11 protein-coding genes are annotated in these 12,984 nt (G+C 70.1%); 6 read left to right on the plus strand and 5 right to left on the minus strand.

Annotated features, from left to right (window positions below):
• Nucleotides 1-66 precede the first annotated feature (66 nt).
• From U4E84_RS07590 to U4E84_RS07605, 4 genes are all read left to right on the plus strand, one after another.
• Nucleotides 67-1,671, plus strand: coding sequence for an ABC transporter ATP-binding protein (locus tag U4E84_RS07590; protein ID WP_322531495.1), 1,605 nt, complete (start codon nucleotides 67-69; stop codon nucleotides 1,669-1,671).
• Nucleotides 1,668-3,008 (plus strand): ABC transporter permease, encoded by a 1,341-nt coding sequence (locus U4E84_RS07595; RefSeq protein WP_322531496.1) that lies wholly within the window; start codon nucleotides 1,668-1,670, stop codon nucleotides 3,006-3,008. Before U4E84_RS07590 ends, U4E84_RS07595 begins: the two co-directional genes overlap by 4 nt.
• On the plus strand, nucleotides 3,001-4,053 hold the full coding sequence (locus tag U4E84_RS07600) for an ABC transporter permease (RefSeq protein ID WP_322531497.1): 1,053 nt from the start codon (nucleotides 3,001-3,003) through the stop codon (nucleotides 4,051-4,053). The genes U4E84_RS07595 and U4E84_RS07600 overlap by 8 nt, the downstream gene beginning before the upstream one ends.
• Before the next feature lie 152 nt (nucleotides 4,054-4,205).
• Complete coding sequence (locus U4E84_RS07605; protein ID WP_322531498.1) at nucleotides 4,206-5,576, plus strand: geranylgeranyl reductase family protein; 1,371 nt, start codon at nucleotides 4,206-4,208, stop codon at nucleotides 5,574-5,576.
• Nucleotides 5,577-5,614: 38 nt separating this feature from the next.
• Here the strand turns inward: U4E84_RS07605 and U4E84_RS07610 are convergent, their stop codons facing one another.
• The 4 genes from U4E84_RS07610 to U4E84_RS07625 all read right to left on the minus strand — a co-directional run bounded on the left by U4E84_RS07610 (nucleotide 5,615) and on the right by U4E84_RS07625 (nucleotide 8,011).
• Nucleotides 5,615-5,920: a hypothetical protein gene (locus tag U4E84_RS07610; protein ID WP_345785502.1), complete on the minus strand. Its 306-nt coding sequence runs from the start codon at nucleotides 5,918-5,920 to the stop codon at nucleotides 5,615-5,617.
• A gap of 25 nt (nucleotides 5,921-5,945) precedes the next feature.
• Nucleotides 5,946-6,224 carry a winged helix-turn-helix domain-containing protein gene (locus U4E84_RS07615; RefSeq protein WP_322531500.1) on the minus strand — a complete coding sequence of 93 codons (279 nt, stop codon included), beginning with the start codon at nucleotides 6,222-6,224 and terminating at the stop codon, nucleotides 5,946-5,948.
• A gap of 101 nt (nucleotides 6,225-6,325) precedes the next feature.
• Nucleotides 6,326-7,603: an amidohydrolase gene (locus U4E84_RS07620; protein WP_322531501.1), complete on the minus strand. Its 1,278-nt coding sequence runs from the start codon at nucleotides 7,601-7,603 to the stop codon at nucleotides 6,326-6,328.
• Between the two features lie 75 nt (nucleotides 7,604-7,678).
• A complete protein-coding gene (locus tag U4E84_RS07625; RefSeq protein WP_322531502.1) occupies nucleotides 7,679-8,011 on the minus strand; it encodes an uS10/mL48 family ribosomal protein in 333 nt (110 codons plus the stop codon).
• 162 nt (nucleotides 8,012-8,173) lie between these two features.
• On the opposite strand from U4E84_RS07625, the gene U4E84_RS07630 reads away from it, so the two are divergent.
• Both U4E84_RS07630 and U4E84_RS07635 read left to right on the plus strand, forming a co-directional pair.
• Nucleotides 8,174-8,620, plus strand: coding sequence for a bis(5'-nucleosyl)-tetraphosphatase (locus U4E84_RS07630; protein WP_322531503.1), 447 nt, complete (start codon nucleotides 8,174-8,176; stop codon nucleotides 8,618-8,620).
• Nucleotides 8,621-8,744: 124 nt separating this feature from the next.
• Nucleotides 8,745-9,761, plus strand: a complete 1,017-nt coding sequence (locus U4E84_RS07635; protein WP_322531504.1) for a DUF5787 family protein — start codon at nucleotides 8,745-8,747, stop codon at nucleotides 9,759-9,761.
• 21 nt (nucleotides 9,762-9,782) lie between these two features.
• Here the strand turns inward: U4E84_RS07635 and U4E84_RS07640 are convergent, their stop codons facing one another.
• Nucleotides 9,783-12,854, minus strand: coding sequence for an FAD-linked oxidase C-terminal domain-containing protein (locus tag U4E84_RS07640; RefSeq protein WP_322531505.1), 3,072 nt, complete (start codon nucleotides 12,852-12,854; stop codon nucleotides 9,783-9,785).
• Nucleotides 12,855-12,984: the final 130 nt, after the last annotated feature.

Below are 12,984 nucleotides of genomic sequence, written 5' to 3' on the forward strand. Positions count from 1 at the left end.
CGTCCTGATCCTCCGCTCGCGCCCGAATCCGCGCGTTTTTAGGCGCCGACTCAGAGATACGGGTGAATGAACCCGGCGGTCCACATGGACGGCATCACGAAACGATTCCCCGGGGTCGTCGCGAACGACGACGTCGATCTCGTGGTCGAGCGGGGCAGCGTCCACGCCCTGCTCGGCGAGAACGGCGCCGGAAAGACAACGCTGATGAACGTGCTGTACGGGCTCTACGAGCCGACCGAGGGGACCGTCGTCCTCGACGGAGAGACCCGCTCGTTCGACTCGCCCCGCGACGCCATCGACGCGGGCGTCGGCATGATCCACCAGCACTTCATGCTCGTCGACCCGATGACGGTCTGGGAGAACGTCGTGCTCGGCAACGAGCCGAAGACGTGGGGTGGACTGCGCGTCGACGAGGCCGCCGCCCGGCAGGCGGTCGTCGACCTGAGCGAGCGCTACGGCTTCGACGTCGACCCGGACGCCCGGATCGAGGACGTCTCCGTCGGCGTCCAGCAGCGCGTCGAGATCCTCAAGGCGCTGTACCGCGGCGCGGACGTGCTCATCATGGACGAGCCGACCGCGGTGCTCACGCCCCAGGAGGTCGAGGAGCTGTACGGCGTCTTCGAAGAGCTCACGGACCAGGGGAAGACGATCATCTTCATCTCGCACAAGCTCGGGGAGGCGCTGTCGGCGGCCGACGAGATCACGGTCCTCCGCGACGGCGTCAACGTCGGTACCGTCTCGTCCGCGGACGTGAGCCGCGAGGACCTCGCCGAGATGATGGTCGGCCGCGAGGTGCTGATGGACCCCGCCACGACTCCCCAGGAGCCGGGCGATCGCGTGCTCGAGGTCACCGACCTCCACGCCGAGGACGACCGCGGCGTCGAGGTCGTCTCCGGGATCTCCTTCGAGGTCCGCGCCGGCGAGGTGTTCGGGATCGCGGGCGTCGACGGCAACGGCCAGTCGCAGCTCGTTGAGGCGATCACCGGGATGCGAGACGCGACCGCGGGGTCGGTCCGGTACCTCGGCGAACCGATGGCGGGCGCCACCCGACGCGAGCACATCGACCGAGGGATGGCGTTCATCCCCGAGGACCGACAGGAGCGGGGACTGGTGATGTCGTACGACCTCACCGAGAACGGCATTCTGGGCAGCCAGCACGCCCCGCCGTTCGCGAGAGACGGTCGGATCGACTGGCGCACCTCTCGTGGGCACGCGGAGGACGTAATCGAGCGGTACGACGTGCGGCCGCCGGACGCGGACGCGACCGCCGAGGCCCTCTCCGGGGGCAACCAGCAGAAGTTCATCGTCGGCCGCGAGTTCGAGCGGGACCCCGACCTCGTCGTCGCGACCCATCCCACCCGCGGGGTCGACATCGGCTCCACCGAGTTCCTCCACGACCGGCTGTTAGAGCTCCGCGCGGAGGGGAAAGCCGTGCTCCTCGTCTCCTCGAAGCTGGACGAGGTCCAGGGGCTCTCCGACCGGCTGGCGGTGATCCAGGAGGGAACGTTCAGCGGGATCGTCGACCCACAGACGGTGACCGACAAGGAGATCGGGCTGTTGATGGCCGGCGAACCGCTCGACGACGAGGACGTCGAGACGGCCGCCGTCCACGACGACGCCGCCGGTCTCGCCGTCGATGACAACGGTGGCGACGAGGAGGTGGACGCGTGAGCCAGTCCGGCGGGGACCGACTCCCCTCGTTCGCGCGTCGCCTCGTCGCGCCGTTCGTCGACCGGACCGTCGCCGAGCGGCTCGTGATCAGCCTCGCGGCCATCCTGTTGTCCATCGTCGTCGGCTTCGGTATCGTCCTCGTCTCCGGGCGCGTCGCCCAGTGTAGCACCGCGGCCTGGACCATGCCCTTCACGGGGCTCGGCTTCTGTTACGACCCGATCGAGGTGTACCTCGTGCTGTTCAACGGCGCGCTCGGGTACCCGTTCGCGGTCGGCGAGCCGGGGCTGTTCAACCCCGAGTGGACCCCGTTCAACCGCTCGCTCGGGCTGACGCTGTCGGAGACGACGCTCCTGATCTTCACCGGGCTCTCCGTCGCGGTCGCGTTCCGCGCCGGGCTGTTCAACATCGGAACGCAGGGGCAGCTGGTGGTCGGTGCGCTGGCGACCGCGCTGACGGTGCTGGCGGCGGCGCCGCTGCTGCCGGTGGGACCGATTGCCGGCGTCGTCCTCATCGTCCTCGGCGTCCTCGCGGGCGCCGTCGGCGGCGGCCTCTGGGGCGCGATTCCGGGCGCGCTGAAGGCGTACGCCGACGCCAACGAGGTGATCACGACGATCATGCTCAACTTCATCGCCGCGAACCTCGCGTACGTGCTCGTCCTGGAGGTGTTCCGCGCCGAGGATTCGTCGGTGGTCTCCACGGAGTACCTCCCTGAACACGCACAGATACTCCCCGGGCTGTTCCCCTCCTCCAGCGACTTTTCGCTCGTGGCGCTGTTCGTCGGAATCGCCTTCATCGGCGGGCTGTTCTACGTCGTCGAACACACGTCGTTCGGCTACGACTTGCGCACCAGCGGGGTGCAGGCGGCCGCCGCCGAGTACGGCGGCGTCAACGCGAAGCTGACGACCGTCCGCGCGATGACGCTGTCGGGGGCCATCGGCGGCGTCGGCGGCGCGGTGTGGGTGCTGATGTCCGAGGGGCGGTGGATCGCGTCGGTCCCGAGCCTCGGCTTCGACGGGATCACCGTCTCGATCCTCGCCGGGAACAACCCGATCGGCGTGTTGCCGGCGGCGTTCCTGTTCGGGCTCCTGAAGGGCGGCGCGCTGGAGATCGGCTTCCGGACAGACGTGCCGAACGAGCTCGTCGGCGTGTTGCGGGGGCTGATCATCCTGTTCGTGGCCATGCCGGAGTTCTTCCGGCTGATCGGCCGGTACGCGGGCGTGGGGTCGAGCGGCCCCGACGGCTCCGGCGGGAGGGGCTCGGCGTCCGGAGCCTCGGCGACCGAGGGTTCGGGGACCGGTGACGACGTCGGCGTCGAGGGGGGTGAGACCGATGCGTGACCCGCTCGCCGACGTCCGGATTCCGGTCCTCGACGACATGATCGACTCCGAGTACGTGCGGTCGCTGATCGTCGGCACCACCGCGGTGCTCGGGCTGCTCGGCGTGCTCGGGCTGCTGTTTCCCGACACGGTGGTTGGCGACCTCGCGGCCATCGTCTTCTCGACGAGCACCGCCGCGTCGACGGCGCGGCTGGCGGCGCCGATCGTGCTCGCCGGACTCGGCGGCATCTTCGCCGAGAAGTCCGGCGTCATCAACATCGGGCTGGAGGGGCTCCTGATCATCTCGGCGTTCGCGTCCGTCTACATCGCCTCGGTCGTCGGCATCGGTAACGCCGTGCTCGGCGTGCCGGCCATCTGGGTCGGATTCCTGGCGGGCATCGCCGCGTCGACCGCCCTCTCGGCCGTCTTCGGGATCGTCTGTATCGAGTTCAAGGCGGACCAGATCATCGCCGGGCTGGCGGTGTGGCTCATCGCCCTGGGGCTGGCGCCGTTCATGTCGACGGTGTTCTTCGGCGGCAAGAACACGCCGAACCTCGGCGCGCGCGTCGGCTGGGAGTACTCCGCGGTCATGGTCGTCGTCGCCACGGTCGCCTCGTGGTGGGCACTGAACCACACCTCGTTCGGGAAACACCTCCGGGCCGCCGGCGAGAACCCGAAGGCGCTCGACACCGTCGGCGTCTCCGTCTCGAAGGTTCGTCACGCGGGGGTGTTGCTGTCGGGCGTCCTCTCCGGCATCGGCGGCTCCGCGCTCGCGCTGTCTATCGGCCAGTTCATCGGCTCGGGCGACACGATGGTACAGGGGAAGGGGTTCATCGCCATCGTCGCGTACCTGTTCGGCAACTACAACCCGGTCGGGACGCTGGGCGCGGGCGTGCTGTTCGCCGGGCTCGACGCGATGCAGATCCGGCTCCAGCAGCTCGGCTACGCGGTCCCCGACACGCTGGTCCAGACGATCCCGTACGTCGTCGTGATCGTCGTCCTCGCGTTGGTCGGTCGGACTCGGCTCCCCGCGGCGGCCGGCGAGCACTACGAGACCGAGGACTGAGGCGAGCGAGACCCCGAAGGATCCGCTCTCCTCCCCGTCGCTATGGTCGACTCTTCTCGCCCCTGTGGGTCGATTCCCCCCGCTCCTGTCGGTCCGGAAGGGACCCAATCGGGAACAAAGAGTTTTGCCACCGGGGGGACGAGCCACGTGACATGAGCATCGACGAGTATGACGTCGTCGTGGCCGGCGCCGGGACCGCCGGCTGTTACGCCGCCGCGACGATAGCGAACGAGGGGCTCGACGTCGTCATCGTCGAGCGAAAGGACGCGGAGGAGGCGGGCCACATCGCCTGCGGAGACGCGCTGAAGGGCGCCGACGCCTTCCCGGAGGCCATTCCGAAATCGCGGCTCGAGCCGGCGTTCACCAACACCGGCGTCGACCACGGCCGGTTCGAGATCCCACAGGAGGACACGGTGCTGGAGATCCCAGTCCCCGGCGAGCTCGCCGTCATCGACCGCTGGGAGTACGGCCGCCGGATCATCGCGGGCGCCGAGGACGCGGGCGTGGAGATCCACTACGACACCGTGATCAACGACGTGATCCAGACCGACGACGGGCGGGTCACGGGACTCCGCGCGAAGCGGAAGGGCGAGCCGCGGACCTACGAGGCGGACGTCGTGATCGACGCCGCCGGCTCGCTGTCGCTGCTCCAAGACAAGGCGGACTTCGAGGGGACGACGTTCGACACCAACGTGCGCTACTCGCAGTTCTGCTCGGCGTACCGCGAGATCGTCGAGGTGCCCGAGCCGGTCGAGTGGGACGACGCGCTCGTGTTCAAGGCCACCGACCGCGCTGCCGGCTACCTCTGGTACTTCCCGCGGACGAGCACGGTGATCAACGCCGGGCTCGGGTTCCAGATGAACGAGGAGCCGATGCAGCTCGTCGAGGCGCTGAAACGCGACCTCCGGAACCGCGAGGAGTTCCGGGGCGCGACGGTCACGGACAAGCTCGGCGCCGCCCTCCCCACGCGCCGCCCGTACGACTCGGCGGTCGCGCCGGGGTACATGGCCGTCGGCGACGCCGCGGGCCACGTCAACCCCACGACCGGCGGCGGCATCGCCGGCGCGGCGTACGCGGCCAAGTACGCCGGCGAGCAGGCCGTGAAGGCCGTCTCCGACGGCGACGTGACCGAGGAGAACCTCTGGCGGTACAACGCCCGCGTGATGGACCACTTCGGCGGGCGCTACGCCGGGCTCGACGTGTACAATGTGCTCTCGACCGCGGTCGACGTCGACGACCTGATGGGGCTGCTCGCCGCGCTCCCGGGCGAGAAGCTCGCGGAGGCGCTGTACGAGGGGTCGACATCGATGTCCTTCGGGCTGAAGCTGAAGGCGGCGGTGAAGAGCTTCGGCTACTGGGGGACGATCCGGAACTTCTACCAGACGAAGTCGCTCGCCGACGAACTGCTCGCTCACTACGAGTCGTACCCGACCAGCCCGGCCGCGATGGCCAACTGGACCGGCGAGCGCGACGCGATCATGGACCGGATCTACGAGACGACGGGCGCCGACCCGAAGTACTGAGTCGCCCGGTCAGTCGGCCCGTCGGCGTCGCGGTGCGCTCAGTCCCACGTAACCCACAGCAGGAACGCCAGCGCGACCGTCTGGAACGCGTGGACGACGACGTTCGCCTGCCACGCCAGCGGCGGCATGTCGGTCGCGAACCACCCGGCGAGCACGGGGTGATACAGGTAGACGTACAGCGAGATGGCGTTCTGCGCGAGCAGGACGACGCCGAAGACCGCCAGCCCCACCGCGTGCTTCGAGCGGAACGCGACGTAGTTCCGCGCCCACACCCACGTGAGCGCGAACAGCATCGCGACGTTCAGCGCGACGCTGACGCGCGCGACGTCTATCCACGGCATCAGTCGCTCCCCGCGAGCGCCGTCGCGGTCATAGCGGGAGCCCCTCGGCGATCTCCTCGACGAGGTCCCAGTGCCGCCGGGTTCCCTCCGTCGGATAGTACACCGTTCCGTATCCGTCCCCGGTGCGCTCGACGACGTCGTGCTCGCGGAGCACGTCGAGGTGGTGCCGCACCGTCGTGTAGTCCAGGCCGAGGTGCTCGGCCAGCTGGTTCGCGTTCCGCGGCCGGTCGTCGATCGCCGTGAGGATCCGCACCCTGTTCGGGCCGCCGCGAGTGCCGGTGAGCACGTACCAGAGGACGGCCTCCATACCCGAACGAGGGCCTCGCGGCGCCTAAACCTACCGTCGGGGGCAGCGCACGCGCACGGCTCGCCGTCCGTTCGGCGGCGGTCACGGTCGACGGCTCGCCCTCACGGTCGCGTCTCGGCGACCCGGAGGATTGCCCGGGAGAGCACGTCTATCCCCACCGCGACGTCCGCTTCGACCACGTCGAAGGTGCTCGTGTGGTGGCCGCCCGGGTGGTCGGTGCCGACGCCGACGTAGCAGGCGAGCCCGCCGTTGTCTTGGACGGCCTGCATCAGGAAGGTGGCGTCCTCGGAGCCGCCCAGGTCGTCGCTGTCGACGATGTTCGTGACGCCCGCGGTCTCGCTCGCGACCCCGCCGACGATCGCGGCGAGGGCGTCATCGCTCGTCGCGCTCGGCGCCTCCCCCTTCGTCGCCACGTCGACCTCGCAGTCGTGCATCTCGGCGGCCGACGAGAGGATCCGGTCGGCGTGATCGGACATGTACGCGGCCAGCTCCGTCGTCCCGCCCCGGACCTCGCCCTCGATGAACGACGCTTCCGGAATGATGTTCGTCGCCGTGCCGCCGCCGACGAGCCCGGCGTTCACCCGGGTCGGTCCGTCGGCGTGCCGCGGGATCGCGTAGAGGTTCTGGACCGCCGCCGCCATCGCCTGCACCGCGTTTCGCCCCGCCTCTGGACGCGCGCCGGCGTGGGACGGTTCGCCCGCGAACTCCGCGAGGAAGTGCCGCACCGCGAGGAACCCCTCGACGCCGCAGACGACCTCGCCGGAGGGGTGGTCCAAGCCGACGTGGACCGCGTACAGGTAGTCGACGTCGTCGAGGTGCCCCGACTCGGCCATCGGCTTGCCGCCCGCGACCTGCTCTTCGCCCGGCTGGAAGAACACCTTCAGCGTGCCGGCGAAGTCGGAGTCGAGCACCGCGTCGAGCGTCCCGAGCCCCATCGTCGCGTGGGCGTCGTGGCCGCAGGCGTGCATGTACCCCTCGTGCTCCGACCGGAACCCCTCGGCGGCCGGGACGTGATCGGCGTCGTCGGACTCGCGGATCGGCAGCGCGTCGATGTCGACGCGGAGCCCGATCACGAGGCCGTCGCCGCGCTCCGCGACCGCGACGCAGCCGGTGTACCCCCCGGAGAGGTCGTCGACGACGTCGGGGTCCGCGCCCGCCTCCCGGGCCCGTTGTTCCCACTCGGCGAGTTCGTCGTCTTCGGGAACGTTCATCCGGTCGTCGGTCGCGAGCGCGTCGCGGCCGACGTACAGGGCGGTGAGGTCGCGCTCGCGGAGCTCCTCGACGATCCGGGCCGTGGTGTAGAACTCGCACCACGCGGGCTCGGGGTGGCGGTGGAGGTCGCGTCGGAACCGGCGGTACGCGTCGTTGTCGAGACTCATGGGCGTCGGTGGCTTCGGGCGGGCTTAAATGGTCGCGTGGCGGTCGCGCTCGCCCCCTCCGGCGCTCCGTGCCGGTCAGTCCCGTCGCTGCCCGAGCGGCTTCTTCTGGTCGACCTCGACCTCGACGTGGATCGAGTCTGGGAAGTCGCGGGCGACGACCCCGCGGGCGATGTCGTCGGAGCCGTGTATCTCCATCGAGCGCCTGTACACGGAGTAGCTCCACGGGGAGAACTCGTCGCCGGCGCGGAGCCGCTTGTAGAGGGGCACGCGGACCGTCTCGGCCGGCGTGGCGTGCGGGCCCTTACACTCCGCGCCCTTGCGTTCGAGCGTCGACTTGAGCTCCTGGACCGTCCCGGCGAGCACGTCGTGGTCGCCGGAGGCGAAAGAGAGCTTGGTGACGAAGGTCATGGCTGGGGGGTCGTCCGTGCATGGTCGCCCGAGGGCTAAAAACGCATCTACCCGGGAGTCCCCGCGATCGGCGGCCGCTCGACCCGAACGGCGGTTCTGCCGACCGCCGTGGCGTTCGGAAGTCCGACACGCTCTTTAAGGGTGGTTGCTTACCTGACGCTAATGACGGTCGAAGCGATCAGCGCCGGAGCCATCCTCTTCCGCGACACCCGCGGCGAACGGGAGTACTTGCTCCTGAAGAGCCGACCGGGGGACTGGGAGTTCCCCAAGGGCGGGATCGAGGGGGACGAGGAGCTCCAGCAGACGGCGATACGGGAGGTGTCGGAGGAGGCCGGAATCGAGGATTTCCGGCTGATCGACGGCTTCCGCGAGGAGTACGACTACGTGTTCGAGGCGAACGGCAACACCATCCACAAGACGGTCCACTTGTTCATCGCGCGTTCGTTCGAGGCGAGCGCCGAGATATCGAACGAGCACCGCGACCTGCAGTGGCGCGACTACGACCAGGCGCTCAACACGATAACCCAGGACGGGCCCCGCGACATCCTCGAAGAGGCCCACGAGTACCTCGACGAGCGGAAAGACGAGGAGACGGGCGAGTACGTCTAGGCTCGACCGCGTCCGGGGTGTCCGGGGTATCCGGAGTATCCGGGGTATCCGGGGTATTCTGACCGTCCGGACCGTCTCGACGGTCGGGCGGGTCGTTTTTATCCGCCCGCGCGCTATCGCAGCCGTGACTCCGGACGCCGAGTTCGGCTACGAACTCCTCGTCTGCCGCTACGCGGAGCTGGCGTGGTCCCCGAGCGACGGCGCCCGGCCGGCGATCGTCGCCCGCCAGCTCGGGACGAGGCAGCGCCGCTGGGACACGGTCGTGATCGAGGTCGACCCGGCGGCGTTCACCGCCCGGCGCGCCTTCGGCGACCGAGCGCTCGACTCCGACCTCCTCCACGTCGTCCGCCACGCGCCCGCCGAGTGGGCGTGGTACCGCGACGCGCTCCCGCATCCCGGCTACCCCTGGCGGCACGTCCGGAAGGCGGTCCACCGCGCCGCGGGCCGGGACCTGATCGAGACGCGCCGCCGGAACAACCGGATCCAGCTCCGCCGGCGGCGACCGTACCCGGACTGGGTCTCGCGGATCGTCGCGGTCGAGAACAAGCCGGACCTCGACCGCTCCGCCGCCGACCGGCTCGCCGACCAGCTGGAACACGACGTCGAGACCGCCCTCGCCGACGAGGCGTGGCTCGCGACCGAGACCACGGGCGAGCGCGTCGAGCCGGCGCTCCTCCGGAAGCTGCCCGTCGAGGCCGGGATCCTCGCGACCGACTTCTCCGAGGGAGTCCACGCCGACGCCGCCGACGTGGCGTGGCACCCGAGCGACCTCTCGCCGCCGGAACACGAGCGCCGCGACCCCGAGACGGAGACCCGACGGCTGGAGATCGCCGAGCGCGCCTACGGGAGGGGGTGGCGCTCCTTCCACGACACGATGCGCCCCGACTGTCGCCACTTCGAGCTCCGGCGCGAGGGGCGAGCCCTCGTCCCGCACTGCGCGACGAAGGAGACGGTCCCCACCTCGCGGGAGTGTTCCGGCTCGTGTCCGTCGTTCTCTCCCGAGCCCCCGGGCTGGCGCACGATGGGGTGGCCGATCGAGGGCGGTCCCGGAAAGGGGCTCGAGCGCGTGTTGCGGCGGCGGAGAGAGCGGGAGCGCGGGCGGATCGAGGGCGACCGCGTCGGCTCCGACCGCGACGACTGACCCTCTCGAAGAACTGACCGCCTACGCCAGCGCGGCCGCGAGCTTCTCCACCGGGTGCGGCGGCTCCGGCGCGCCGTCGTCGCGCTCCTTCAGCTGGGTGCGGCAGGAGGCGCCGGGGGCGACGACCTCGTCGCCGTCGCTCCCGTCGACCTGGTCGAAGAGGGTCTCCCCGATGGCCTGGCTCATCGAGTAGTGCTCGGCCTCGTAGCCGAACGAGCCGGCCATCCCGCAACAGGAGGAGTCGAGCGGGTCGACGCCGTAGCCGGCGCGGCGGAGCACGCCGACCGCGTGGTGGTCCTTCTTCGTCGCCTTCTGGTGGCAGTGGCCGTGATACGTGAGCGACTCCGTCGGCGCGTCGAACGCGATCGCCTCGTCGAGCCGACCGACGTCGACGTACTCCATGACGCCGTAGGTGTTCTCGGAGACGGCCGCCACGTCGGCGTCCGGCACGTCGCTGGCGTCGCCGTCGAGCAGGTCGTGGTAGTCGCTCTGGAGCATGACCGCGTCCGTGGGCTCGACGACGACCACGTCCCAGCCGTCGGCGACGTCCGGGGCGAGCGTCTCCACGGCGTCTCTCGCCGCCGCGCGCGACGCGTCGATCATCCCCTTCGAGTGGGGCGGGCGCCCGCTCCCCGAGACGTCCGGAATCCGGACGTGACAGTTCGCGGCCTCCAGCACCCGGACCGCGGCCTTCCCCGGGCCGGGGTTCGTGTAGGTGGTGTACACGTCGGGGAAGAGGAGGACGTCGCGGTCGGCATCGTCGCGGGGGACGCCGGCGCCGCCGCGGGCCTCGAACCAGTCGACGAGGGTCTCAGAGCGAAACTCCGGGAGATCGCGTTCGCTGGCGATCCCGAGGGTCTTCTCCATGACGAGGCCGGCGCCGGGGAGCTTCCCGGGGAGATTCGAGAGCGGAGCCAGCTTCGAGCCGAGCGGCGCGAGCCGCTCGAAGTTCCCGAGCAGCCGCGTGCGCAGGTCGATCCCGTGTTCCTCGTGGTGGGCGTGCTCCACCTCGGCTTTGAGCTTCGCCATGTCGACGCCGCTGGGGCAGTCCACCTTACACCCCTTACAGCCGACGCACAGGTCCATCACCTCGGTGACGAACTCGTCGTCAGTGGGGTCGTCCGGCAGCTCGCCCGAGATGGCCCCGCGGAGCAAGTTCGCGCGGCCGCGGGTCGCCTGGATCTCCTCTTCGGCGGCGCGGTAGGTCGGGCACATCACGCCGCCGGTCGTCTCCTGCGGCCCCCGACAGCCGCCGCAGCCGTGACAGAGCTCGACCATCCCCTGCATCCCGTTGTCGATCGCCCACTCGAGCGCGGGGTCGAAGCCGGCGTCGTACTCGTACTCCGAGTCGAACCGGAGGTGCTCGCTCATGTCGAAGTCGCCGCAGACGTTCCCGGGGTTGAGCAGCCAGTCGGGGTCGAAGGCGGTCTTGAGCTCGCGGAACGACTCCCAGAGCTCGTCGCCGTACAGCTTCCGGTTCCACTGGGTCCGGGCGCGGCCGTCGCCGTGCTCGCCGGAGACCGACCCGCCGAGCCGGACCACAGCGTCCGTCACCCGGTCCGCGATGTCGAGCATCGCCTCGACGTCGTCGACCTCCTTCGTGTTGATCAGCGGTCGGATGTGGAGCACCCCGGGACCGGCGTGCGCGTAGAACGTCGCGAACGTGTCGTTGTCCGCTAAGATGTCTTGGAACTCGCGAGTGTACTCGGGGAGGTGCTCCGGGGGGATGGCACAGTCCTCGATGAAGGAGATGTGCTTCTCGTCCGTGGTCCGCGACAGGAGGATCGGGAGGCCGGACTTCCGCATCTTCCAGAACCGGTCGCGCTCCGCGGGGTCGTGCGCCTCCATCGCGTGCACCGCGCGGCGCGGCTGACTCGTCACGTCGGCGGCGCCCTCGCTCGGGTCCGTCTCGGTCTCCGGACGGTGGTGCTCGTCGGTCGCACCCACCCGGTCCGCGACGAGGTCTGCCACCTTCTGCTTCCCTTCCGCGTCGCTCTCGGCGTAGAACTCCACGAGGAGGACGGAGTCGGTTCCGTCGGGGAGCATGCCGACCACGTCCTCGAACTCGGGCGTCTCGGCCGCGAGGCCGAGGAGGACGTCGTCCATCACCTCGACGGCGGCGGGGTCGTGCTCGAGGATCGGTGCCACGTCCTCCATCGCGTCGAGGAGGTCGTCGTAGGTGAGCAGCGCGACCGCCTTCGTGTCGGGGATATCCACGAGCGAGACGGTCGCCTCCGTGACCGTCGCGAGCGTCCCCTCGCTGCCGGCCATGAGCCGGGCGAGGTTGACGACCCCTTCCTCGCCGTACTCGCCGCGGTACTCGGCGAGCAGCCGGTCGAAGTTGTAGCCCGAGACGTTCCGTTTCATCGCCGGGAACCGCGCGTCGATCTCGTCGGCCTCCTCGTCGAGGATCCGGACGACCTCGGCGTGAATTCGCGGAAGGAGCCCGTCGGCGTCGGGGTCCGCCGACTCGCGCAGGTCGTCGACGTCGACCTCGCCGAACGTGGTCACCGTCCCGTCCGCGAGCACGACCTCCGCCTCCTCCACGTAGTGGTCCGTCTTGCCGTACTTCAGGGAGTGCGCGCCGGTGGAGTTGTTGCCGATCGCGCCGCCGACCGCGGACTTGTCGCGCCACGCCGGGTCGGGCGCGAACTTCAGCCCGTGGTCCTCGACCGCCGCGTTGAGGTCGCCGACGTACGCGCCCGCCTGGACCCGCGCTGTCGCCGCGTCCGGGTCCGTCGAGAGCACGTCGTTCATCGACCCCGTGAGATCGAGGACGACCGCCTCGTTCACCGTCTGGCCGGCGAGCGACGTCCCGCCGCCCCGCGGGAGTACGGGGATCCCCTCCGCGAAGCAGTACTCCTGTACCGCCGCGACGTCCGCGGTCGACTCGGGGATCACCACGCCGATGGGCGTGGCCTCGTACGCCGAGGCGTCGGTCGCGTACAGCCGCTTCGAGTACTCGTCGAACCGCACGTCTCCCTCCACTCGGGCGTCGAGCGCGTCCACGAGGTCCGGCCGCTCGACCCCGCCTCCGGTGTAGTCGAAGTCCCCCCCGTCCCGCGGATCCGCCCCCGTCGCGTCAGTTGCCATGAGGATCCTTCACGGTCGAACCGTCAAAAACCCCCTGACGTCGACGAGCGGGTGAGAATGCGGCGTGACCACGCGCGGACGTGGCGTCGGATCGCTGGAGGCGAGACCGGTCGGCGGGAACCGGCACAAC

This window comes from Halorubrum sp. AD140 (assembly GCF_034497445.1).
Lineage (GTDB): Archaea > Halobacteriota > Halobacteria > Halobacteriales > Haloferacaceae > Halorubrum.

What these genes read in the sequence shown, in the direction of transcription:
- U4E84_RS07615 (WP_322531500.1), bottom strand. Translation starts at nt 6,224, where the DNA reads ATGGAGGCCGTCCTCTGGTACGTGCTCACCGGCACTCGCGGCGGCCCG.
- U4E84_RS07625 (WP_322531502.1), bottom strand. Translation starts at nt 8,011, where the DNA reads ATGACCTTCGTCACCAAGCTCTCTTTCGCCTCCGGCGACCACGACGTG.
- U4E84_RS07630 (WP_322531503.1), top strand. Translation starts at nt 8,174, where the DNA reads ATGACGGTCGAAGCGATCAGCGCCGGAGCCATCCTCTTCCGCGACACC.
- U4E84_RS07605 (WP_322531498.1), top strand. Translation starts at nt 4,206, where the DNA reads ATGAGCATCGACGAGTATGACGTCGTCGTGGCCGGCGCCGGGACCGCC.
- U4E84_RS07590 (WP_322531495.1), top strand. Translation starts at nt 67, where the DNA reads ATGAACCCGGCGGTCCACATGGACGGCATCACGAAACGATTCCCCGGG.
- U4E84_RS07640 (WP_322531505.1), bottom strand. Translation starts at nt 12,854, where the DNA reads ATGGCAACTGACGCGACGGGGGCGGATCCGCGGGACGGGGGGGACTTC.
- U4E84_RS07620 (WP_322531501.1), bottom strand. Translation starts at nt 7,603, where the DNA reads ATGAGTCTCGACAACGACGCGTACCGCCGGTTCCGACGCGACCTCCAC.
- U4E84_RS07600 (WP_322531497.1), top strand. Translation starts at nt 3,001, where the DNA reads ATGCGTGACCCGCTCGCCGACGTCCGGATTCCGGTCCTCGACGACATG.